We start from the raw sequence: 21,771 nt of genomic DNA on the forward strand, positions 1-21,771 counted from the left end.
TGTACAGGAACCATTTTGCCATCAACATTCACGATTACATTCCGGGAGGTGCCTAAGGTTGAGCGGCAATGATATCATTGTTAGTCTGGACATTGGTACATCCAAGGTTCGTGCTATAATTGGAGAAGTAACCAATGGAGCCATTAACATAATCGGGGTCGGGGCTGCCGAATCGGAAGGCATCCGCAAGGGCTCGATCGTCGATATAGACCAGACGGTTCAATCCATACGCAATGCCGTCGAGCATGCCGAGCGTATGGTGGGAATTGAGATACATGACGTTTACGTAGGAATTACCGGCAATCACATAGCGCTTCAGCCAAGCCACGGAGTGGTCGCCGTTTCTAATGAAGACAGAGAAATCGGGGAAGAAGACATCGAACGGGTGCTTCAAGCTTCACGCGTTATCGCTCTGCCTCCGGAGCGTGAAATTATCGGAGTCGTGTCCAAACAATACTTAGTCGACGGGCTTGAAGGCATTCAAGATCCGAGAGGAATGATCGGCGTCAGGCTGGAAGTCGAAGCCACCATTATTACCGGCGCCAAAACCGCTATACATAACCTGCGCCGCGTCGTAGAGAAAGCCGGCTTGAACACAGCCGACATGGTCCTTATGTCGCTTGCATCCGGAAACCTTACCCTGTCCAAGGATGAGAAGACCATTGGGACCATTCTCGTCGATATCGGAGCAGGCTCTACTACCATTGCCGTTTTTGAGAATGGAACAATTGCCGCCACTTCCACGCTTCCCATCGGCGGTGACCTGATTACAAGCGACATTTCTTACGGCTTGCACACGCAGATGGAACATGCGGAGAAAGTCAAGCTTAAATTCGGCTGCGCCCAGGTAGCGGTTGCGGCCGAAGATCAAGTCTTCAAGGTGCCGAGAATCGGCAGCAACACCGAGAAGGAATTTTCCCAAGTGGATCTGGCGAATATCGTAGAGCCGCGTGTGCAGGAGATTTTCCAGCTGATTCGCGGAGAAGCTTACCGGCTGGGCTATGGGGATGTTCCCGGAGGATATGTGCTTACAGGAGGAACCGTCACCATGCCGGGGATGCTTCCGATTGCCCAAGCGGAGCTGGCCGCCTCGGTCCGGATCGCTACACCCGATTTCATCGGGGTGCGTGATCCATCCTATACCAGCGGTGTAGGCATTATTCAGCATGTGACCAAGTCGATTCGGCACCGTGTGCCGACGACAATGAAAATCCCCGCCAAGAAGCCGGCAAAGGAGAAAACAGGCTGGTTTGATAAGGTCAAAAATTGGTTAAGTGAATTTATCTGATGCCGAAAGTGCGGAGCAAGTATAGGCTGCTCAGGTTGACGAGGATTAGTGAGGAGGATAATAATCGCTATGTTTGAATTTGATCTGGATGTAGATCAGCTGGCGACAATCAAGGTGATTGGCGTCGGCGGCGGCGGCAGCAATGCTGTCAACCGAATGATAGAGAACGGAATTCAGGGCGTGGAATTCATCACGGTAAATACGGATGCCCAAGCCTTAAATCTGGCCAGGTCGGAGGCCAAGCTTAAGATCGGCGAGAAGCTGACTAGAGGTCTCGGGGCAGGCGCCAACCCGGAAGTCGGCAAGAAAGCGGCGGAAGAGTCGAGAGAAGCCATTATCCAATCCCTTAAAGGGGCGGACCTGGTGTTCGTTACCGCCGGAATGGGCGGAGGAACGGGTACGGGAGCGGCTCCGGTCATCGCCGAAATCGCCAAGGAATGCGGAGCCCTGACGGTGGGCGTCGTAACCCGCCCGTTTACATTCGAGGGCCGCAAGCGGGCCATGCAGGCGGAGCAGGGCATTAACGCCCTTAAGGAAAAGGTGGATACACTAATTGTTATCCCGAACGATCGGCTGCTTGAGATCGTGGACAAGAAGACCCCGATGATTGAAGCCTTCCGGGAAGCGGATAACGTTCTTCGCCAAGGGGTGCAGGGCATCTCGGACTTGATCATGGTTCCGGGTCTGATTAACCTTGACTTTGCCGATGTCAAAACCATCATGACCGAGCGCGGATCCGCGCTTATGGGAATCGGGCTTGGCACAGGCGAGAACCGCGCAGCGGAAGCCGCCAAGAAAGCCATCATGAGCCCTTTGCTGGAGACTTCTATTGAAGGAGCCCGCGGGGTTATCATGAACATTACGGGGGGAGCCAACCTCAGCTTGTACGAAGTCAACGAGGCGGCTGAAATCGTCATCGCGGCTTCCGATCCGGAGGTTAACGTGATCTTCGGTGCCATTATCGACGAGACGCTGAAAGAGGAAATCAAGGTAACGGTTATTGCGACCGGCTTCGAAACCAAAGCCCATGTCGCTCCTCCTATTAAACGTCCCCAGCCTGCTCAGCAGCAGCAACAACAGCAGACCGAGCAGACGGAATCGAGATCGTCTAACCTGCGTCCTTTCGGAGCTCAGCCTTCCGGGGATCAGCTGGACATTCCTACGTTCTTGCGGAACCGCAAAAACCATAACAACGACTAACGGCTGGTTAGCTTATTTTTATGACGAAACCGCTCTTCCTTCTTCTGAAGGGGAGCGGTTTTTTGTTGGGAAAAAGCCTCGGGAGGGCGGCCGCGATATAAGTCGGAATAACAGGAATCCCATGAATAAGAGCGGGAAGCAACGCATATATAGTATAGCCTTCGACAAAAAAACAGGCTCCCCCCCGGCGGAAACAGACAGACTTAGCGGGAGGCATCCCGTATACTGGGTTCATCGTCAATCGCCGGGATGGGGAGGAATGCGGTTGGTCGTTTATCTGGATCTCTTGTTCCTCTTTAACTTTGCGGTGGACGGGGCCTTGCTGCTGACGACGGCCTGGGTTTCCCATACCAAGGTCCGCGCCTGGAGGGTAGCCGCTTCTGCGGCCATCGGGGCCCTTTACGTTATTTTTATGCTTTACCCGCAGCTTTCCTTCCTTTTTACGCTGGGCATCAAATTTATTTTTTCGGTGCTGATGATCGGCACCGCCTTCGGGTTTCGTCCGGTTAAACGGTTTTGGCGGCACATGGGGGCGTTCTATCTTGTTAATTTTGCGGCGGCCGGAAGCGTGATCGGGGTTTATTATTTCTTTTTGTCCTCCAGTGAACTGATGGACGGGTTTCTGTTCTCGATGATGGGCGTTCCCGGCACCACCTTGATCGTCGTTACGCTGCCGCTTCTCGTCTGGCTGTACCTTAAGGTGTTTCATACCGCTCGTCGGCAGACCGAGATGCTTAGCTACATGGCGGAGGTGGAGGTATGCATCGACGACTTCCATTACCAGTGCACCGGTCTAATCGATACGGGCAATCATCTGTACGATCCGCTGACTAAGACGCCGGTGATGATCATGGAGGCCGGACAGTGGAAGGAAGTGCTGCCGGAGACGTGGATGAAGCGGATTCGCCAGGCGGAGGTCGATCAGATCGTGGCCGCCCTGGGAACGGAGGAGTTCGCCTGGCAGGACCGCCTGAGGCTGGTGCCTTACCGGGGCGTAAACCGGGGAACCCAGTTCATGCTGGCGATCAAGCCCGACCGGGTCACGGTTCGGTATAACGAGAAACGGGTAGAGACGCAGAAGGTTTTAGTGGGATTGGACGGCGGGCAGCTCAGCTCGGACGGGGCTTACCAGGCGATCCTGCATCCTACCCTGCTGGAGGCGTAATCCGGCGTCGATTCATTTTATTACAGGAGGAACTGGTTATGCTATTAAAATGGAAAATGCTGCTGCAGCTCAATTATTACCGTCTGCTCCTGCTCGTGGGGCTTAAGGGAAATGAGATTTATTATATCGGGGGTAGCGAGGCGCTCCCTCCGCCTTTAACGAGAGAAGAGGAGGAATACCTTCTTCAGAAGCTTCCAAGCGGAGATGCGGCCATTCGCGCCATGCTGATCGAACGAAACCTTCGGCTCGTCGTTTACATCGCGCGGAAATTCGAGAATACGGGAATCAACATCGAGGACCTCGTGTCGATCGGGGCGATCGGCTTGATCAAAGCGGTCAACACTTTCGACCCCGAGAAGAAAATCAAGCTGGCCACATACGCCTCCCGCTGTATTGAGAACGAGATCCTCATGTACCTTCGCCGGAACAGCAAAATCCGCACCGAGGTTTCGTTCGATGAGCCGCTAAACATCGACTGGGACGGAAACGAACTTCTCCTGTCGGATGTCCTGGGAACCGAGAACGATACGATCTACCGGAACATTGAAGAGCAGGTGGACCGCAAGCTTCTTCATAAGGCGCTCGATAAGCTGACGGAACGGGAGCGGGTGATCATGGAGCTCCGGTTCGGCCTTCAGGACGGGGAGGAGAAGACCCAGAAGGATGTCGCTGATCTTCTCGGCATCTCCCAATCGTACATATCCCGCCTGGAAAAACGGATTATCAAACGGCTCCGCAAGGAGTTCAACAAAATGGTGTAAGACACGCATGAAAAACGGCCGTCCGGCCGTTTTTTTGGTGTCCTCGGCTGGCGATGCCGTTCTCTAAAGGAAACAACTTTGGCTAGGTCCTGAAAGGAGATAAAGAAATAAAGAAACGGGAAAGCGTTTTATTTCAAGGGGTTCTCGTTGATGGAAGCCATTTCCGTTCTTTTTAGGGAACGTTTAGTGGCGCATAAAAAAATTTTCCAAGGAGATAATGTACAGTAATGTTTCTCCTTGGGAGGTAATCACGATGACCCGAAACAAAGTAGAAATTTGCGGCGTTGATACTTCTAAACTGCCGGTTTTGACTAACACCGAGATGCGCGAGCTTTTCGTGGAACTCCAGACCAAGAACGAGCGGTCGGCAAGAGAGAAATTGGTTAACGGCAACCTGCGCCTGGTGCTGAGTGTGATTCAACGCTTTAACAATCGCGGGGAGTTCGTGGACGACTTGTTTCAGGTGGGGTGCATCGGGCTAATGAAGGCCATCGATAACTTCGATCTGGGCCAGAACGTCAAATTCTCCACCTATGCGGTTCCGATGATCATCGGGGAAATCCGCCGATACTTGAGAGACAACAACCCGATCCGGGTCTCGCGCTCCCTTCGGGATATCGCTTATAAAGCTCTCCAGGTGAGGGACAACTTAACCAACAAAAATTCCCGCGAACCGACGGTATACGAAATTTCCGAAGCCCTTAATATACCTAAGGAGGATGTGGTGTTCGCCCTGGATGCCATTCAGGATCCCGTCTCGCTCTTCGAACCGATCTATCACGACGGAGGGGACCCGATCTTCGTGATGGACCAGATCAGCGACGACCGGAACCGGGACATTACCTGGATCGAAGGCATCGCCCTTAGGGAAGGAATGAGGAAGCTGAACGACCGGGAGAAAATGATCATCTCCATGCGGTTTTACGATGGCAAAACGCAGATGGAGGTAGCGGATGAAATCGGCATCTCTCAAGCGCAGGTTTCCCGCCTGGAGAAGTCGGCTATTTCCCAAATGCAGAAGCATGTCAAATCGTAACCAAGCCCTGATGAGGCCGGCTATGCCGGTCTTTTTTTCATTCGCCAGGACATTTCGCCCCGCGCCCACATATAGTAATAAGAGTCAGGCCCAAAACTATGAGGATATGTGGTGGTTCGGCATGAAAATATCCGATTTTCAATCCAAGGATGTTATAAACATTGTCGACGGCAAAAAGCTGGGCCAGGTCTCGGACCTGGAGCTGGATCTCCGGCAGGGCCGGATCGACTCGATTGTCGTTCCGAATCAAACGAGGTTCTTCGGCTTTTTTGGAGGCGGGACGGATGTTGTGATTCCCTGGCGGAACATAGTTAAAATAGGGGCCGACGTCGTGCTGGTCAAGCTGGACGACGCCCGCGTGTACCGCCAGAATGAAGAGGACGGGCAGGATTATGCAAGGCCGTACCGGGAAAGAGACCGGGAGAAGGACCGGTAACGCGGCCGGCCTCCTTGTGGTACACTTAGGAGAACGGATCCGGCCGCAGGGGCTGGATCATTCTCACACCAGACAGGAGGCATAAGACCATGGAGCCGTTTGTGCGCAGAGAGTCGGCAGAAGGGCCTGCGTTGTTCTATATAGACAGCTGGATGCAGAAGTTTGAAGGAGTTACCGCCGGGTTTACGTCTCGAAGCGGCGGAGTCAGTACGGGGGAATTCGATTGCTTGAACTGCGGGCTCCACGTGGCGGACCGGCCGGAGGATGTCATCGCCAACCGGACGCTGGTAGCCGAAGCGATAGGAATCCCGCTTACCCGGTGGTCCTATGGCGAGCAGGTACACGGAGACCGCATTGCCGTCGTGACCGCAGCGGACAGGGGCAAGGGGACCCTCAGCCGGGAAACCGCATGGGCGGATACCGACGGGTTTATCACGCGGGATCCGGGCGTTTGCCTGGCGGCCTTATTTGCCGACTGCGTTCCCTTGTTCTTCTATGATCCGGTCGTCCGTGCAGCCGGGCTTGCCCATGCCGGGTGGAAAGGCACCGTCGCTTCCATCGCCGCGAGAACAGTAGAGAAGATGCAGGAGGCGTTCGGCAGCCGTCCCTCTAATCTGGTAGCGTCCGTCGGGCCCTCGATCGGAGCCTGCTGCTACGAGGTGGACCGCTTTGTGATCGACCGGGTGGACGAGGCGCTGGAAGAAGCGGGTGTTCCTCAAAACGGCCGGCAGCCGCTCTTTTACCGGGAAGAAAGCGAAGGGAAATACCGTTTGGACTTGCAACAAGTGAACCGACAAATTATGATAAAAGCAGGAATCTTGCCGTCTGCTATCGAAATAACAAAGCTGTGCACCAGCTGCCGGACCGATTGGTTTTACTCTCATCGGAAAGAGCAGGGGCGGACGGGCCGCCTGCTGGCCTGGATAGGCTGGAACGGTGAGTAAGGAAATTGAGGTGAACGGTAGCTTTGGATTTCGTTAATCGAATGGAACAGGTAGAAAGCCGGATAGCGGACGCATGCGATAGAAGCGGCCGCCCCAGGGAAGACGTGCGGATCATCGCCGTCACGAAATACTCGTCTCTAGAGAATACCGAACGAGTGGTACGGCTCGGTCTCCGGCATATCGGAGAAAGCCGCTGGCAGGACGCCAAAGTCAAATGGGAGACCATAGGTGACGAGGCCGAATGGCATTTTATCGGGCATCTGCAGACCAACAAGGTGAAGGACGTTGTCGGGAAGTGTACGTACATACACTCCTTGGACAGGCCCGGTCTGGCCGATGAAATCCACAAGAAGGCGGCGGCGCTCGGCATTCGCCAGAAAGTCTTCATCCAGTTAAACGTATCGGGAGAAGAAACGAAATTCGGTCTTGCGCCGGACAAGCTTATGGAGTTTGCGGAGCATCTTAAGGGATTGCCGGGCTTGGACGTGTGCGGACTGATGACGATGGCTCCCTATGAAGCCCGGGCGGAAGAAACCCGGCCTGTATTCCGCAGGCTGCGGGAGCTCCGGGATGAGCTGAACGAGCGGGGAATTCTGCCTCAGCCGGTAAACGAACTATCCATGGGGATGTCTAATGATTTCGAAGTAGCCGTTGAAGAAGGAGCAACCTGGATAAGACTCGGTACGGTACTGATGGGAAAAGAATGAACAGGAGGCGGCAGCTATGGGAGTAATGAATAAAATTATGAATTTTTTCGGGCTTCAAGAGGAAGAAGAAATGGTGGAACGCGAAAGGATCGTGGAGACGCAGGAGGAAGTTGAAACCAATCCTTTCGAACAGCGTAAGAAACAGGGGAACGTCGTCAGCATCCACACCCAGAAGAATGTCCGCGTCGTATTGAACGAACCGCGTTCTTACGAAGAAACGCAAGACATCGCCGATCATCTCCGCTCGCGCAGACCGGTCATTGTCAATCTGCAGCGGGTCCGGTCCGATCAGGCTATGCGCATCGTGGACTTTCTGAGCGGGACCGTTTACGCCTTGAACGGCAACATTTCCAAAATCGGGCCTAATATTTTTCTGTGCACCCCCGACTCCGTGGAAATCCAGGGAGCGATTAAGGAAATGGTGGACGAAGAGGCGCAATACAACAATTAGGGGTGAACCGCTTGGATTTATTGGGCAGCATCGTACATTACATTGGAGTCTTGGGATCCATTTACCGCTACATGATCATCGCATACATTCTACTCTCTTGGCTGCCTAACGCAAGGGACAGCGTGGTCGGCGAATGGCTGGCCAAGCTGGTAGAGCCTTATCTGGCTCCTTTCCGTAAAATCATCCCCCCTATCGGCGGAATGCTCGATTTATCTCCTATCGTAGCCCTGATCGCCCTGCAGTTCGTCATTCAGGGGATCATCGGGGTTATTGTCTATATCGCCGAGCTGTTCATGTAGGCGGGCGGCATGAGCAAAGACTGGTATACGCATTTTCATCCGGATGAGCATGCTTTCGCAGACAAAGCCACGGATTGGATCGAACGGGCGGCGCGGCAGCATGACGTGAAGCGGACGGATTTTCTCGATCCGCGGCAGGCGGTCATTCTAACCGCCCTCGCCAACCGGGAGCCGGATGTCGCCCTGCATCTTAACGGGGGATACCCTCAGGCCGAGAGGAAAAGAGCTATCCTCTCCCCCGACTATCGGGACCCTTCCGATGAATCCCCCGGCATTCAGGTCCTCTCGGTTACCTCAGGAGACGATAAGTTCCTGGCACTCGACCACGGGGATTACATGGGAGCGATTCTCGGGCTCGGGATCAAGCGGGACAAGATCGGAGACATCCATGTGCTGGAGTCGGGATGCCACTGCCTCGTAGCCGAGGAGATCGCCGATTTCATCCGGCTCAACCTGCAGCAGGTACACCGCGTTCATGTCATGACCGAGCTTCTTCCGCTCGACCGCCTGCAGACGACGGCCGTCGAGTTCGAGGAGATGAACCTCTCGGTCGCTTCCCTGCGTCTCGACGGGATTGTAAGCGATGTGTGCCGGCTCAGCCGGGCCAAAGCGGTGATCCCCATCAAGGCCGGGCGCTGCCGGGTGAACTGGAAGGTGGAAGAAGACCCCAGCAAGCCGCTTAAGGAAGGGGACGTGGTGTCCCTCCAGGGCTTTGGCCGATTCAAGGTGTTGGAGGTCGAAGGAGTGACCAAGAAGGGACGCATGAGACTCAAGGTGGGCCGGTACAAGTAACGGCCCGCTTGCTGTCTTCATAACCATGACAATTCAACAGCCAGGTGCAGGAAATTTGTTTTTCCTGTCGAATAACATCAATACAAGCCATCTCAGGAGGTGTACCACATGCCGTTAACGCCGTTAGATATACATAATAAGGAGTTCAAGCGTTCCTTCCGGGGGTACGACGAGGATGAAGTGAACGAGTTCTTGGACCAGGTGATTAAGGACTATGAATCCATCATCCGCGAGAACAAGGATTTGCATAACCAGATCGCCGCTCTGCAGGAACGGCTGGATCACTTTACGAATATAGAGGAAAGTTTGAGCAAAACCATCATCGTAGCCCAGGAAGCGGCCGACGAGGTGAAAGGCAACTCCAAGAAGGAAGCCCAGCTCATTATCCGTGAAGCGGAGAAGAATGCGGACCGGATCATCAATGAAGCGCTTGTGAAGTCCGGGAAAGTGTCTTTGGAGATCGAAGAGCTTAAGAAGCAGGCGTCCATTTACCGGACCCGGTTCCGGACGCTGCTCGAAACGCAGCTGGAGCTTCTGAACACCGACAGCTGGGATTCGCTCGAGGGACGTCCGGCGGCCGAGACGTCCCAATCGCTGTAAGGTTGACGTAAGCAGTTATTTTCGATATACTCCATGGTAAAATAATCGTCACAAAGCGATGACTGGTACGAGTAAGGCGCCCAATCGGGGTCAGCGAGTTAGGGAACGGTGTGAGCCTAATCTTCGAAAGCGCCGGAAGATCCACCAGGAGTATCTCTTGAAATCCGAGTAAAGAGCATCGGGTGATCCCGTTAACGATCTTCGAGTGAGAACCGCTGGGCGTCTGCCGACAGCGGCGGTTTTTATGAGGGTGGTACCGCGAGATGTCCTCTCGTCCCTTTTGGGATGAGAGGTTTTTTGCTTTTTATAAGGAAAGGCGAGCTGGATTGCAAATAAGGAGTGGTGAATATGGATTACGGCAAAACGTTAAACCTGCCGCAGACGGATTTTCCGATGCGCGGCAACCTGCCTCAGGCGGAACCGAAGATTCAGCAGTGGTGGGACGAGTTGGACATTTATGCGAAGGTTCAGGAAGCGACGGAGGGGCTGCCTAAGTTTATTCTCCATGACGGGCCTCCCTACGCGAACGGAGATATTCATATCGGGCATGCGCTGAACAAGATCTTGAAGGACATCATCGTCCGCTACAAATCGCTGAATGGGTTTCAGGCGCCTTATGTTCCAGGCTGGGATACGCACGGACTGCCCATCGAGCAGGCGATCACGAACAGCGGCAAGGTGGACCGCAAGAAAATGTCCGTGCCCGAGTTCCGGGAGTACTGCAAGGATTATGCCTTGAACTGGGTGGAGAAGCAGAAGGCACAGTTCCAGCGTCTCGCGGTTCGCGGGGATTGGAAGAACCCGTACATCACCCTCCAGCCGGAATATGAAGCGATGCAAATCCGCGTCTTCGGGGAAATGGTGAACAAGGGCTACATCTACAAAGGCTTGAAGCCCGTTTACTGGTCCCCGTCCTCGGAGAGCGCTCTGGCGGAAGCCGAAATCGAGTACAAGGAGAAGACCTCTCCTTCGATCTATGTCGCTTTTGATGTGAAGGACGGCAAGGGCAAGCTTCCGGAAGATTCCGCGATCGTGATCTGGACGACGACGCCATGGACGCTTCCCGCCAACCTCGGGATCAGCCTTCATCCGGAGTTCGATTACGTGGTGGTCGAAGCGAATGGCCGCAAGTATGTTCTGGCGGAAGGGCTGCTGGAGACGGCGGCCAAAGAAATCGGCTGGACCGACTACAAGGTGCTCGATAAAGTCAAAGGCGCGGAGCTCGACCGGGCGGTGTGCCGCCATCCTTTCTACGACCGGGATTCCCTCGTCATGGTAGGGGAACATGTCACCCTGGAAGCCGGTACGGGAGCCGTTCATACGGCACCGGGGCACGGGGAAGACGACTTCTTGATCGGACAGCGTTACAATATCGGAGTTCTTTGTCCGGTCGACGACCAAGGGAAAATGACCGCGGAAGCCCCGGGCTTCGAAGGGCTGTATTACGAGAAAGCCAACGGTCCGATTATGGAGAAGCTCCAGGAAACGGGGCATCTGCTGAAGGCGGGAAGCATCACCCACCAATACGCGCATGACTGGCGGACGAAGAAGCCGGTCATTTACCGGGCGACGGAGCAGTGGTTCGCTTCTATCGACAAGTTCCGCGAGGATATGCTGGACGAAATCAAAAAGGTAAACTGGACCCCGAACTGGGGGGAAATCCGGCTTCATAACATGATCGCCGACCGCGGAGACTGGTGTATTTCCCGCCAGCGGGCTTGGGGAGTTCCGATTCCGATCTTCTACTGCCGTTCCTGCAACCATCCGCTCGTCAATGAGCATACCATCGAGCACGTGGCGGATGTGTTCGCCAAGGAAGGCTCCAACGCCTGGTTTATCCGCAGCGAAAGCGAGCTTCTGCCGGAAGGCACAAGCTGTCCGGAGTGCGGCCACGGCGAGTTCCGTAAAGAGACGGACATCATGGATGTCTGGTTCGATTCCGGCTCGAGCCATGCGGCGGTGCTTAAACAGCGCCCCGAGCTTCAATGGCCGGCCGACCTGTATCTCGAAGGATCGGACCAATACCGCGGCTGGTACAACTCTTCGCTTATCACCGGGACGGCCGTTTACGGGGAAGCCCCGTACCGCGGCATTCTGAGCCACGGCTTCACGCTGGATGGCGAAGGGCGGAAGATGTCCAAGTCCATCGGAAATACGGTGGATCCGAATGCGGTATCCAACAAGCTCGGAGCGGACATTCTCCGCCTGTGGGTCGCATCGGTCGATTACCAAGCGGATGTCCGGATTTCCGATAACATCCTGTCGCAAATTACGGAGGTGTACCGGAAGGTTCGTAACACGCTCCGGTTTTTCCTGGGGAATCTCGCCGGCTTTGATCCCACTAAGGATAAAGTAGAGAAAAGCCAGCTTAACGAGCTGGACCGGTTCGCCTTGATTCAGCTTAACCGGCTGACGGAGCGGGTGCTCAAAGCCTATGACAACTACGAATTCCACATTGTTTACCAGGCCGTGCACCACTTCTGTGCGGTGGAAATGAGTGCTTTCTATCTGGACATCGTCAAAGACCGCCTCTATGCCAGCGCACCGGAGGATGCGGGCAGGAAAGCGGCCCAGACGGTATTATATGAGGCGCTGACGGTTATAACTAAATTGATTGCTCCGATCCTTCCGCATACGGCCGATGAGGTCTGGAGGCACACATTGGGCGTTGAGGAGGTCAGCGTGCAGCTGTCCCGCATGCCGAAGGCCGACTCCAGCCTGTACGACAAAGAGCTGGAAGCCAAATGGAACCAGTTCATCGAGGTGAAAACCGAAGTCAATAAAGCGCTGGAAGAAGCCCGGAATAAGAAAACGATCGGGAATTCCTTGGGAGCTTCCCTGCATCTCTATCCGGATGCGGACACGGAAAAGCTTCTCGCCGGCTTTGACCGGCTGGACGAATTGTTTATCGTTTCCCATGCCACGGTTCACCCGGCAGGCTCGGCTGTTCCCGAGGACGCGGTCGCTCTCAAGAAGTTGGCGGTGAAGGTCGTACCGGCAGAAGGCGAGAAATGTGAGCGCTGCTGGATCGTGACTCCGGAAGTCGGACAGGTAGAGGAACACCCTACCCTCTGCAAACGTTGTGCTTCGGTGGTTGCGCAGCTGCCTGCCCAAGCTTAAGGAGCATCAGAAGCTTCCCGGCCCGAAGGACCGGATCCAACCTCAGGTTTGATCCGGTCCTGCACGGTTTCCGGGCAAAAGGAGATAGGAACGTGCGTTTAGGAAAAGCGGTCTTCACTCTCCTCCAAATCGTCCGGCTCCAGAAGCGGGTCTCCATCCTTGCGCTGCAAATAATCGTAGTAGGCTTTGTTTCGGATAACCGAAACCTGACCTCCGTATAGATCGGTGGCTAGGAAGCTTTCCAGGTCTTCGACATATCCGTCGTTCTCGTCGGATTCCACTTCCATGTCATTGTAATCCGTTACGTCGCGCTGCTCGGACATGGCCGGGGAATTTGAATTCCCCCAGCTCGAGACGATCTGCCAGGCATCCTCCCCGTCAAACTGGTTCTGCTCATCCAGCTCATCCAGGCTGGTGCGACCGAAAGGAGGAGCCATGATCTTCTCCTCAATCGGGCGGCGCTGGGAAATGCTCTTGTCCTGGGCATGCTCGATGCAGTAAGCGGTGGAAGGAACGGCATCCAGCCGGCGGTAAGGGATCGCCCGGCCGCATTCGGCGCAGGTGCCGTACTCCCCTTTGTCAAAAAGGGCCAAAGCGGCCTCGACATCCATCAAGTGACGCTCGGCATGCTCATTCAAAGCAAGATCTTTGCCGCGTTCAAACACTTCCGTTCCGATATCGCCCGGATGATTGTCATAAGCAGACAGTTCACTAATGGAATCGCGGAGCGAAAGGGCCATTCCGAAGTTGCTGTTACCGGCAAACTGCTTTTCCAGATCGGCTTTCTCCTGAAGTAGCCGGTCATGCAGTTTTTTTCGTTGGACGGTCGTCAGATGTTTCATCCAGCCTTCCCCCTTGTCGGTGTTAAAGCTAGTGTTAGCGGAGGACAGCCGATGTATCAGGGGGATTGCCTGTGATGTAAGGCAACCATTAGGAGGGACTAGGTTGATCGTTTATTTAGTGATAGCACTGCTTGTCTTTTTACTTGACCAGGCAACGAAATGGCTGATCCTGACCAAAATGGAGCTTCACGAGTCCATATCGGTCATCGGGCAGTTTTTTCAAATTACATCCCACCGGAACCGGGGGGCCGCCTTCGGCATCCTGCAGGAGCAGCGTTGGTTCTTCTTGATTATTACGTTTGTGGTTGTTATCGCTATTCTCTTCTACCTGCGCAAGATGGTTCAGGAAAACCGCCGATTGCTTAGCATAGCGCTAAGTCTGCTTCTGGGAGGGGCCGCCGGGAATTTTATCGACCGGGCCCGCTGGGGCGAAGTGGTGGATTTTCTGCAGTTTACGTTCAACCTGTCGGCATTCGGAGTAGAGGAATATGTCTTTCCTATCTTCAATGTGGCGGATTCCGCCATTGTGGTTGGGGTGGCCCTTATTCTGCTGGATTCCTTGCAAAGCTGGCTTAAGGAAAGAAAGGACAACGCTCATGAATCCCATGGATCCTGATCAGCAGGACATTCAGGAATGGACCGTTGCCGCGGAAGAGGCGGGAGAACGGATCGACAAATATTTGGCGGAGTCCATGGAAGATGGAGTCTCGCGTTCCCAGATCCAGCAATGGATCAAGGAGGGGCACGCGCTCGTTAATGGCCGCGAAGTCAAGGCCAACTACAAGCTTCAGGCGGAGGATCAGATCCTTCTGACGGTCCCCGAGCCGGCGGAGCTCGAAATTGAGGCCGAGGACATTCCTCTGGAGATCATATACGAGGACCGGGACGTCATCGTGATAAACAAGCCGCGGGGGATGGTCGTTCATCCGGCTCCCGGACATTATTCGGGTACGGTAGTCAATGCCCTGCAATTTCACTGCAAGGACCTGTCGGGCATCAACGGGGTGATGCGTCCCGGGATCGTCCATCGGATTGACAAGGACACCTCCGGGCTGTTAATGGCCGCGAAGAACGATGCCGCACATCAGTCTCTTGCCGGACAGCTGAAGGAACACAGCGTGACCCGGAAATATACGGCGGTCGTTCACGGGATCATGCCGCATGACCATGGAACAGTTGATGCCCCCATCGGTCGGGATCCTCACGACCGCAAGCTGTTTACCGTAACGGACCGGAACAGCAAGCATGCCGTGACCCATTTCGTAGTGGTGGAGCGCTTGGAGCCTTTCACGGTGCTGGAGCTGAAGTTGGAAACGGGACGGACTCACCAGATCCGCGTCCACATGAAGTTCATCGGACACCCACTGGTCGGGGATCCGGCTTACGGCCGGCCTAAGGACCGGGAGATGCAGGGGCAGGCCCTGCATGCAGCAGTGCTCGGCTTTAAGCATCCCCGAACCGATGAATATCTGGAATTCCAAGCTCCTCTTCCGGAGGACATGAAGCAGCTGCTGGACAGGCTTCGCAAGAAATAGAGACAACCAAGCAGGACAGGGAGGAGAGGAGAGAAGGCCATGGAGCATCTGGTCAATCCCGCATTGAAGGAGATTCAAATCTCCGGAATTCGAAAAATCGCAAACCTGGTCGCCACCCAATACCAGGATGCGCTTGCTTTGACCATTGGTCAGCCGGATTTCCCGACACCGGCTCACATTATGGAGGCCGCCAAACGGGCCATCGACGGCCACAAAACCGTCTATACGCCAAACGCCGGCCTTCCGGACGTCCGGGAAGCGGCCGCCCGCTTTGTCGAAACGAAATACGGTCTCGTCTACCGGCCCGACCAGGAAGTTATCGTGACAGCCGGGGCGAGTGAAGCGCTCGACATAACCCTCCGCACCATTCTGGAGGAAGGGAGCGAAGTCATTCTGCCCGGGCCTTTGTACCCGGGGTATGAGCCCCTGATCCGGCTGTGCGGGGGAGTGCCCGTGTACGTGGATACCCGTGACAACGGATTCAAGCTCACTGCGGATCTGTTGAAGGATAAGCTGACGGCCCGAACCCGCTGCGTGGTACTCGGGTATCCTTCGAACCCGACGGGACGGGTGCTGGATAGGGAAGAGCTGGAGGCGATTGCGCAACTCCTCGATGGCCGGGACATCTTCGTCATCTCCGACGAAATTTACAGCGAGCTTATCTATGAGCGGCCTCACGAGTCGATAGCCAAGCTGCCGGGCATGCGCGAGAAAACCATCGTGATCAACGGGCTGTCCAAGTCCCATTCCATGACGGGCTGGCGCATTGGATTTACCTTTGCTCCGGCCGCCATCTCTCAGCATATGGTTAAGGTCCATCAGTACAATGTGACATGTGCGAGCTCGATTTCCCAATATGCGGCTCTCGAAGCGTTGACGGTTGGCATAGACGATGCCGAACCGATGAAGGACGAATACCGCGAGCGGCGAGACTATGTCTATGACCGGCTAACCGCGATGGGCATCAAAGTAGAGAAGCCGGAAGGGGCCTTCTATATCTTCCCTTCCATTCGCCAGTTCGGCTTGAACTCCATGGACTTTACTTTGAAGCTGCTTGAGGAAGAGAGAGTGGCCGTCGTGCCGGGTGACGCGTTTTCGCCGCTTGGAGAAGGCTACATCCGCATTTCCTACGCCTACTCTATGGAAAGACTCCGGCAGGCGCTGGATCGCATGGACAAGTTCGTCAGCAAGCTAGGCTAGAATCAGCAAACAGCAAAAGGTCTTATCCGCTGAGCTAATTTTGCTCACCCAACACCCTGCCCAGTGGTTCCGTACGGAACCACTGGGCAGGGTGTTTTTTGTCACGCGGACGTGTGGGCAGCGATAGAAAAAGCAGGCCCGGAGGAACCGGACCTGCTGGAGGAATCAAGGGGTGCTTTTCCATTCGATATAACGGGTGACGGTCGTCACAGCTAGAGCAATCGCGTCTTCGTCCGGCTCGATCTTGGCATGATGGAGCCCGTAAGGGGTGTCCACGCCGAGCCAGAAGAGGAACCCCGGGATTTTCTCGAGGAAATACCCGAAGTCTTCTCCGGTCATCGCTTCCCGGCATTCCACCAGGTTCATGACTCCCGTCTCCCGGACCCAGCTCATAAACTCATCGGTCAGCGTTTCTTCATTGTAAACCTGCCGGTAGTTGGAGCCGTAATCGATGGCCGCCTTGCATTCGAAGCCGGCCTCTACGCCCCGGACCATAGCTTCGATCCGGCCTTTGATCCGTTCCATCGTCTCCGCGGACAGGGTTCGAATGGTGCCCTCCAGCCGGGCTTTCTCCGCGATGATGTTCTGCTTTGTTCCGCCTTCGATTTTGCCGATCGTAATGACTCCGGAATCGAGGGGATTCACATTGCGGGCTACAATGGTCTGAAGCTGGGACACGAGCTGGGCGGCCGCCACGACCATATCGTTGGCCTGGTGCGGATAAGCGGCGTGTCCCCCTTTACCCGTCAGATCGATGAACAGCTCGGACGTGTTGGCAAAAAGGATGCCGGGCTTGATGGCGATGGTGCCCACCGGGTACTCGGGCGCAATGTGCAGGGCGAGGATCATGTCCGGCATCCAGTCCTGCAGCTCGTCGCAGGCGAGCATCGGAAGGGCGCCGCCCGGCCCTTCCTCGGCCGGCTGGAACAGCACGATCACATCGTCGCGGATTTCGTTCTCTACAAAATGAGTGAGAATCCCCAGTGCGATGGACATGTGCAAGTCGTGCCCGCAGGCGTGCATATAGCCCGGATGGCTGGAACGGAAAGGGTAGGAGGTCTCCTCTTCAATCGGGAGGCCGTCCATATCCGTCCGGTAGCCTATCCTTTGGCGGGGATCCGTTCCCTTTACCCGAACGATAATCCCGGTCCGCCAGGTCCGGATTTCAACCCGGTGCTGAGGGAGGCCCGCCAGGTAATCCAGGATAAACTTCTGGGTCTTGAACTCCTGGAAGCCAGGCTCCGGAATCCGGTGCAGCTGCCGGCGGATCTCGGCGAAGGGATAAGTAGCTGTTGTCATACCCGCAGCGCTCCTCTTCTTACAGCGTACGAAGCTCCATCAGGATCTCGGTTTTGGATTTCGTCTTGTCGTCGACTTTCTTGATCACGCGGGCAGGGGCCCCGGCTACCACGGAATATTCCGGAACGTCTTGAGTCACAATGGCTCCAGCCGCTACGACGGACCCTTGTCCGATGCGCACGCCTTCGAGGACTACGGCATTTGCCCCAACAAGGACATCGTCTTCCACGATAACCGGCTGAGCCGAAGGCGGCTCAATTACGCCGGCCAGGACGGCTCCCGCTCCGATGTGGCACATTTTGCCGACTTGCACGCGTCCGCCAAGAATGGCTCCCATGTCAATCATGGTGCCCTCGCCGATGGACACGCCGATGTTGATGACCGCTCCCATCATGATGATGGCGTTGTTGCCGATGGCCACTTTCTCGCGGATGAACGCTCCCGGCTCGATGCGGGCATTGATGTTCTTCAGATCAAGCAGAGGCACGGCGGAATTCCGGCGGTCGTTCTCTACCACATAATCTTCAACCGCGCCTTGGTTGGCTTCGAGAACGGCTTGAATGTCTTTCCAGTCGCCGAACAGAACGCCGCTTCCGCTGGAAACGAAGGACTGGATCTCGGAGCCGAAATCAATGCCGTCCAGCTGGCCTTTGATGTATACCTTAACCGGGGTCTTTTTTACACTGTTCTTAATAAAATTGATAACTTCCATGGTGTTCATTTCACTCATTCGAATTCTCTCCTTTGGGATCAACATCTGGTGCCGGTTGAACGGCAATACCTCTTTTATAGCACAACAAGGGGGTCCAATCAATGCGTGTTCCTTCTATATAGTAGAAAAGAAGAAGCGCCATCCGGGAGTCTATGGCCCGGGAAATCGCAAAATCCGATTTGGCCTTGACTTCTTTTGTCGAAAGTGGGATAATCCATGTAGCTTAAGTAGCACCTTTAATAGCAGTCCCGTGAGGCTGGCAAGGTGAACGTCAACAAAGCTGCAGGCGAAGCGGAATACCGCTCGGAAACACACCCACTCAGAACAGGCCAGAGAGCCGGTTCTGTTCAATCTGCCTGCACTTTGTCCAAACCTCTGCCCCCGGGCAGAGGTTTTTTTGTATCGGAAAGCGGTGGAGACCATGAGGATTCATGAGTTTCCTCGTCCGTCCGTAGAGACGGCAAGGCCGTTATCCTTGCGTTCACAGGGGTTAGTTCCGAGGAGGGTTCAAGCATGGAGACCATGCAGGAGCACGTGTTGATGGATGAGATGGCGATCCGAAGGGCATTGACCCGGATTGCCCACGAGATTCTCGAAAGGAACAAGGGAGTCGAGAATTGCATGCTGGTCGGGATCCGGACACGCGGCATCTTCCTGGCCAAACGGATTGCGGAGCGCATCCGGGAAATTGAGAAGGTACCGGTGCCGGTCGAAGAAATCGATGTGACCATGTACCGCGACGACCGGGAGCAGCCGCCTGGACTCGATTCCATCCGGCAGGCGGAAAGACTGGCTATCCGGAACAAGAAGCTCATCCTGTTCGACGATGTCCTGTTCACCGGACGCACGGTGAGAGCGGCTATGGATGCCCTGATGGACATCGGCCGCCCGGAGATGATCCAGCTCGCCGTACTCGTTGACCGGGGCCACCGGGAACTGCCCATCCGGCCCGACTATGTCGGGAAGAACGTTCCTACCGCCAAGAACGAAGAAATCGAAGTTTCGTTGCATGAAGTAGACGGGAAAGACCAGGTTAGCATACTGCAGCAGAGGAGGCGGACCACTTGAGTCAGGTTTCCGTTATGACATCCAAAAGCTTGCTCGGCCTCAAAGGAATGAGCCGGGAAGAAATCACATCCATCCTGGACCGCGCCGCTTACTGGGAGAAGCATCCGAGCAAGGTGCACCAGGAGCTCCAGGGTAAATTCGTAGCCAATATGTTCTTCGAAAACAGCACGAGAACGCGCTTCTCGTTCGAGGTAGCCGAGAAGAGACTCGGCGCTCAAGTGCTTAACTTCAGTGCCGCGGTGTCGAGCGTCCAAAAGGGAGAGTCGATTTACGACACCGTCCGTACGCTGGAATCCATGGGGATCGACGCCGGAATCATCCGGCTGAAGCCGAGCGGGGTGCTCGAGCACCTGGCGAGCCATATTCAGATCCCGCTGATTAACGCGGGGGACGGCAACAACGAGCATCCGACCCAGGCGCTGCTCGATCTGTACACGATGCGCAAGCATTTCGGATACCTGAAGGGCCTGAAGGTTTCCATCGTCGGTGATATCAAGCACAGCCGCGTAGCCCGCTCCAACCTGTGGGCTTTGAAGGAAATGGGAGCGGAGATCCGCTTCTGTGCACCCGAGCCGATGAGAGCGGCGGAGCTTGCCGATCATGTCCAGTATGTGTCCATGGAAGAAGCGGTAACGGAGGCCGACGTGGTGATGATGCTGAGGGTTCAGCTGGAGCGCCATGAAGAATCAATGTTCGGCTCCGCCGAAGAATACCGCCTGCATTACGGGCTGACCGCTGAAAGGGCCGCTACGATGCAGCCGCACGCGATCATCATGCACCCGGCTCCCATCAATCGTAATGTGGAAATCGACGATGAGATGGTCGAGTGCGAACGCTCCAAAATTTTTACCCAGATCAGCCATGGGGTTCCGATCCGGATGGCCGTTATTGAACGGGCTCTGTCCTAATAGGCGGTCAGGCTGAACAAGCCGGCCGCGGAGGATACCAGGCAGGCTGGGAATATTAAGGATGAAACAGGAGGGCATCATGGGAACTTGGATAATTAACGGATGGCTCGGCTCGGGAAGCCGGACCGATCTCCGAAACCTCTATATAGAGAACGGCCGAATCGTAAGCCTTCATGACGCCAAGGCGGGAGAACCTGACCTTAACAATCATGAGGTGATCGATGCCAAGGGCCGGCTCGTCTCGGCCGGCTTGATCGACATGCACGTCCATCTGCGCGAGCCTGGCTTTGAGCATAAGGAGACGATCGCGACCGGAACCCGGTCAGCGGCCCGTGGAGGATTCACCACGATCGCCTGCATGCCGAATACCCGGCCGGTCATCGATACCGTGGACACGGTCCGCTATGTTCTGGACAAGGCCGAGACGGAAGGCTCCGTGCGCGTCCTGCCTTACGGCTGCATCACGAAGAATCAGCTGGGACGCGAGCTGACGGATTTCGAAGCCCTGAAGGAAGCCGGAGTCGTCGGCTATACGGATGACGGCGTCGGTGTGCAGAGCGCTCAGATGATGAAGGACGGCATGGCCCGCGCCGCATCGCTCGGCATGCCGGTGATCGCCCACTGCGAGGACAATACGCTGGTGGAGGGCTCCGCCGTCACCGAGGGGGCTTTTGCCCGGAAGCACGGCCTTAAAGGCATTCCGAACGAATCCGAGGCCATTCATGTGGGCCGGGACATTCTTCTCGCGGAGGCTACCGGGGTGCACTATCATGTATGCCACGTCAGCACCGAGCAGTCCGTCCGCTTGATCCGCCATGCCAAGCAGGTCGGCATCAACGTGACGGCGGAGGTTTGCCCCCATCACCTGATACTGTCGGACGAAGACATCCCGGGAATGGATGCCAACTGGAAGATGAACCCGCCTCTCCGGACTCCGCAAGATGTGGACGCGGTCATAGAAGGGATCGAGGACGGCACAATCGATATCCTCGTGACCGACCACGCTCCTCACAGTGAGGAAGAGAAGGCGAAGGGCATGCAGCTCGCCCCGTTCGGGATTGTCGGCTTCGAGACCGCTTTCCCGCTTATGTATACGAAATTTGTTCTAACCGGCAAGTGGACACTGGAGTTTCTGCTCGATAAAATGACGGTCAAGCCGGCCGAGGTATTCGGCCTCTCACAAGGAAAACTGGAAGTTGGCGCGGTGGCGGATCTTACCATCATTGACCTGGACACGGAGAAGGAAGTCAATCCGGACGAGTTCCTGAGCAAGGGACGCAACACGCCGTTTACCGGCTGGAAGCTGAAGGGGTGGCCGGTTCACACGATCGTCGAGGGACGGACCGTGTGGACGGAATGGGAATAGGAAGAAATCCGCACCTTAGGTGTAGGAATGCAGCAACCCATC

22 protein-coding genes and 1 other annotated feature are annotated in these 21,771 nt (G+C 55.5%); of the genes, 19 read left to right on the forward strand and 3 right to left on the reverse strand.

Annotated elements, in window-relative coordinates:
• The first annotated feature begins 58 nt into the window (after positions 1–58).
• The 13 genes from ftsA to ileS all read left to right on the forward strand — a co-directional run bounded on the left by ftsA (position 59) and on the right by ileS (position 12,799).
• Positions 59–1,288, forward strand: coding sequence for a cell division protein FtsA (gene ftsA, locus MJA45_RS11030; protein ID WP_315607304.1), 1,230 nt, complete (start codon positions 59–61; stop codon positions 1,286–1,288).
• A 69-nt stretch (positions 1,289–1,357) separates the two neighbouring features.
• Entirely contained in the window at positions 1,358–2,488 is a 1,131-nt protein-coding gene (ftsZ, locus tag MJA45_RS11035; RefSeq protein WP_315607305.1) for a cell division protein FtsZ, read from the forward strand.
• A 265-nt stretch (positions 2,489–2,753) separates the two neighbouring features.
• Positions 2,754–3,653 (forward strand): sigma-E processing peptidase SpoIIGA, encoded by a 900-nt coding sequence (gene spoIIGA, locus MJA45_RS11040; RefSeq protein WP_315607306.1) that lies wholly within the window; start codon positions 2,754–2,756, stop codon positions 3,651–3,653.
• A 38-nt stretch (positions 3,654–3,691) separates the two neighbouring features.
• Positions 3,692–4,414, forward strand: a complete 723-nt coding sequence (gene sigE, locus MJA45_RS11045; protein ID WP_315607307.1) for an RNA polymerase sporulation sigma factor SigE — start codon at positions 3,692–3,694, stop codon at positions 4,412–4,414.
• Between the two features lie 253 nt (positions 4,415–4,667).
• Positions 4,668–5,450 (forward strand): RNA polymerase sporulation sigma factor SigG, encoded by a 783-nt coding sequence (sigG, locus tag MJA45_RS11050; protein WP_315607308.1) that lies wholly within the window; start codon positions 4,668–4,670, stop codon positions 5,448–5,450.
• Between the two features lie 121 nt (positions 5,451–5,571).
• Positions 5,572–5,886: a YlmC/YmxH family sporulation protein gene (locus tag MJA45_RS11055; RefSeq protein ID WP_315607309.1), complete on the forward strand. Its 315-nt coding sequence runs from the start codon at positions 5,572–5,574 to the stop codon at positions 5,884–5,886.
• A gap of 89 nt (positions 5,887–5,975) precedes the next feature.
• Positions 5,976–6,830: a peptidoglycan editing factor PgeF gene (pgeF, locus tag MJA45_RS11060; protein WP_315607310.1), complete on the forward strand. Its 855-nt coding sequence runs from the start codon at positions 5,976–5,978 to the stop codon at positions 6,828–6,830.
• Between the two features lie 41 nt (positions 6,831–6,871).
• Positions 6,872–7,537: a YggS family pyridoxal phosphate-dependent enzyme gene (locus tag MJA45_RS11065; protein WP_315607311.1), complete on the forward strand. Its 666-nt coding sequence runs from the start codon at positions 6,872–6,874 to the stop codon at positions 7,535–7,537.
• 16 nt (positions 7,538–7,553) lie between these two features.
• Complete coding sequence (locus MJA45_RS11070) at positions 7,554–7,988, forward strand: cell division protein SepF (protein ID WP_315607312.1); 435 nt, start codon at positions 7,554–7,556, stop codon at positions 7,986–7,988.
• Between the two features lie 2 nt (positions 7,989–7,990).
• Entirely contained in the window at positions 7,991–8,287 is a 297-nt protein-coding gene (locus MJA45_RS11075) for a YggT family protein (protein WP_407083124.1), read from the forward strand.
• 9 nt (positions 8,288–8,296) lie between these two features.
• Positions 8,297–9,079: a YlmH family RNA-binding protein gene (locus tag MJA45_RS11080; protein WP_315607313.1), complete on the forward strand. Its 783-nt coding sequence runs from the start codon at positions 8,297–8,299 to the stop codon at positions 9,077–9,079.
• A gap of 108 nt (positions 9,080–9,187) precedes the next feature.
• Positions 9,188–9,679 (forward strand): DivIVA domain-containing protein, encoded by a 492-nt coding sequence (locus tag MJA45_RS11085; protein WP_315607314.1) that lies wholly within the window; start codon positions 9,188–9,190, stop codon positions 9,677–9,679.
• 49 nt (positions 9,680–9,728) lie between these two features.
• Positions 9,729–9,961 (forward strand) — a binding site (T-box leader).
• A 66-nt stretch (positions 9,962–10,027) separates the two neighbouring features.
• Entirely contained in the window at positions 10,028–12,799 is a 2,772-nt protein-coding gene (gene ileS, locus MJA45_RS11090) for an isoleucine--tRNA ligase (RefSeq protein ID WP_315607315.1), read from the forward strand.
• A gap of 98 nt (positions 12,800–12,897) precedes the next feature.
• Here ileS and MJA45_RS11095 read toward each other — a convergent pair whose 3' ends face one another.
• Positions 12,898–13,641, reverse strand: coding sequence for a TraR/DksA C4-type zinc finger protein (locus tag MJA45_RS11095; protein ID WP_315607316.1), 744 nt, complete (start codon positions 13,639–13,641; stop codon positions 12,898–12,900).
• A gap of 106 nt (positions 13,642–13,747) precedes the next feature.
• On the opposite strand from MJA45_RS11095, the gene lspA reads away from it, so the two are divergent.
• Genes lspA through MJA45_RS11110 form a run of 3 tightly spaced genes read left to right on the forward strand, consistent with a single transcriptional unit; the run spans position 13,748 to position 16,376 of the window.
• Positions 13,748–14,257 (forward strand): signal peptidase II, encoded by a 510-nt coding sequence (lspA, locus tag MJA45_RS11100; protein ID WP_315607996.1) that lies wholly within the window; start codon positions 13,748–13,750, stop codon positions 14,255–14,257.
• Positions 14,238–15,176, forward strand: coding sequence for an RluA family pseudouridine synthase (locus MJA45_RS11105; RefSeq protein WP_407083125.1), 939 nt, complete (start codon positions 14,238–14,240; stop codon positions 15,174–15,176). The genes lspA and MJA45_RS11105 overlap by 20 nt, the downstream gene beginning before the upstream one ends.
• A 39-nt stretch (positions 15,177–15,215) precedes the next feature.
• The gene (locus MJA45_RS11110; RefSeq protein WP_315607318.1) at positions 15,216–16,376 is read left to right on the forward strand and encodes an aminotransferase A; all 1,161 of its coding nucleotides are present in this window, start codon (positions 15,216–15,218) and stop codon (positions 16,374–16,376) included.
• Positions 16,377–16,541: 165 nt separating this feature from the next.
• Here MJA45_RS11110 and MJA45_RS11115 read toward each other — a convergent pair whose 3' ends face one another.
• On the reverse strand, positions 16,542–17,675 hold the full coding sequence (locus MJA45_RS11115) for an N-acetyldiaminopimelate deacetylase (protein WP_315607319.1): 1,134 nt from the start codon (positions 17,673–17,675) through the stop codon (positions 16,542–16,544).
• Between the two features lie 19 nt (positions 17,676–17,694).
• Positions 17,695–18,405: a 2,3,4,5-tetrahydropyridine-2,6-dicarboxylate N-acetyltransferase gene (gene dapD, locus MJA45_RS11120; protein ID WP_315607320.1), complete on the reverse strand. Its 711-nt coding sequence runs from the start codon at positions 18,403–18,405 to the stop codon at positions 17,695–17,697.
• A gap of 495 nt (positions 18,406–18,900) precedes the next feature.
• On the opposite strand from dapD, the gene pyrR reads away from it, so the two are divergent.
• The 3 genes from pyrR (at position 18,901) to MJA45_RS11135 (ending at position 21,729) form a co-directional block, all read left to right on the forward strand.
• Positions 18,901–19,455 (forward strand): bifunctional pyr operon transcriptional regulator/uracil phosphoribosyltransferase PyrR, encoded by a 555-nt coding sequence (gene pyrR / locus MJA45_RS11125; protein WP_315607321.1) that lies wholly within the window; start codon positions 18,901–18,903, stop codon positions 19,453–19,455.
• 14 nt (positions 19,456–19,469) lie between these two features.
• Complete coding sequence (locus tag MJA45_RS11130; RefSeq protein WP_407083152.1) at positions 19,470–20,363, forward strand: aspartate carbamoyltransferase catalytic subunit; 894 nt, start codon at positions 19,470–19,472, stop codon at positions 20,361–20,363.
• A 79-nt stretch (positions 20,364–20,442) separates the two neighbouring features.
• Positions 20,443–21,729, forward strand: coding sequence for a dihydroorotase (locus tag MJA45_RS11135; RefSeq protein ID WP_315607323.1), 1,287 nt, complete (start codon positions 20,443–20,445; stop codon positions 21,727–21,729).
• The last annotated feature ends 42 nt before the right edge of the window (positions 21,730–21,771 follow it).

Origin of the sequence: Paenibacillus aurantius, assembly GCF_032268605.1 — a bacterium.
GTDB classification, from domain to species: Bacteria; Bacillota; Bacilli; order Paenibacillales; family NBRC-103111; genus Paenibacillus_AO; species Paenibacillus_AO aurantius.

Bases quoted from the DNA above. Each gene is read 5' to 3' on its own strand.
- ftsZ (WP_315607305.1), top strand. From the start codon at position 1,358: ATGTTTGAATTTGATCTGGATGTAGATCAGCTGGCGACAATCAAGGTG.
- sigE (WP_315607307.1), top strand. From the start codon at position 3,692: ATGCTATTAAAATGGAAAATGCTGCTGCAGCTCAATTATTACCGTCTG.
- sigG (WP_315607308.1), top strand. From the start codon at position 4,668: ATGACCCGAAACAAAGTAGAAATTTGCGGCGTTGATACTTCTAAACTG.
- MJA45_RS11055 (WP_315607309.1), top strand. From the start codon at position 5,572: ATGAAAATATCCGATTTTCAATCCAAGGATGTTATAAACATTGTCGAC.
- pgeF (WP_315607310.1), top strand. From the start codon at position 5,976: ATGGAGCCGTTTGTGCGCAGAGAGTCGGCAGAAGGGCCTGCGTTGTTC.
- MJA45_RS11065 (WP_315607311.1), top strand. From the start codon at position 6,872: ATGGAACAGGTAGAAAGCCGGATAGCGGACGCATGCGATAGAAGCGGC.
- MJA45_RS11070 (WP_315607312.1), top strand. From the start codon at position 7,554: ATGGGAGTAATGAATAAAATTATGAATTTTTTCGGGCTTCAAGAGGAA.
- MJA45_RS11080 (WP_315607313.1), top strand. From the start codon at position 8,297: ATGAGCAAAGACTGGTATACGCATTTTCATCCGGATGAGCATGCTTTC.
- MJA45_RS11085 (WP_315607314.1), top strand. From the start codon at position 9,188: ATGCCGTTAACGCCGTTAGATATACATAATAAGGAGTTCAAGCGTTCC.
- ileS (WP_315607315.1), top strand. From the start codon at position 10,028: ATGGATTACGGCAAAACGTTAAACCTGCCGCAGACGGATTTTCCGATG.
- MJA45_RS11095 (WP_315607316.1), bottom strand. From the start codon at position 13,641: ATGAAACATCTGACGACCGTCCAACGAAAAAAACTGCATGACCGGCTA.
- MJA45_RS11105 (WP_407083125.1), top strand. From the start codon at position 14,238: ATGAATCCCATGGATCCTGATCAGCAGGACATTCAGGAATGGACCGTT.
- MJA45_RS11110 (WP_315607318.1), top strand. From the start codon at position 15,216: ATGGAGCATCTGGTCAATCCCGCATTGAAGGAGATTCAAATCTCCGGA.
- MJA45_RS11115 (WP_315607319.1), bottom strand. From the start codon at position 17,675: ATGACAACAGCTACTTATCCCTTCGCCGAGATCCGCCGGCAGCTGCAC.
- dapD (WP_315607320.1), bottom strand. From the start codon at position 18,405: ATGAGTGAAATGAACACCATGGAAGTTATCAATTTTATTAAGAACAGT.
- pyrR (WP_315607321.1), top strand. From the start codon at position 18,901: ATGGAGACCATGCAGGAGCACGTGTTGATGGATGAGATGGCGATCCGA.
- MJA45_RS11130 (WP_407083152.1), top strand. From the start codon at position 19,470: ATGACATCCAAAAGCTTGCTCGGCCTCAAAGGAATGAGCCGGGAAGAA.
- MJA45_RS11135 (WP_315607323.1), top strand. From the start codon at position 20,443: ATGGGAACTTGGATAATTAACGGATGGCTCGGCTCGGGAAGCCGGACC.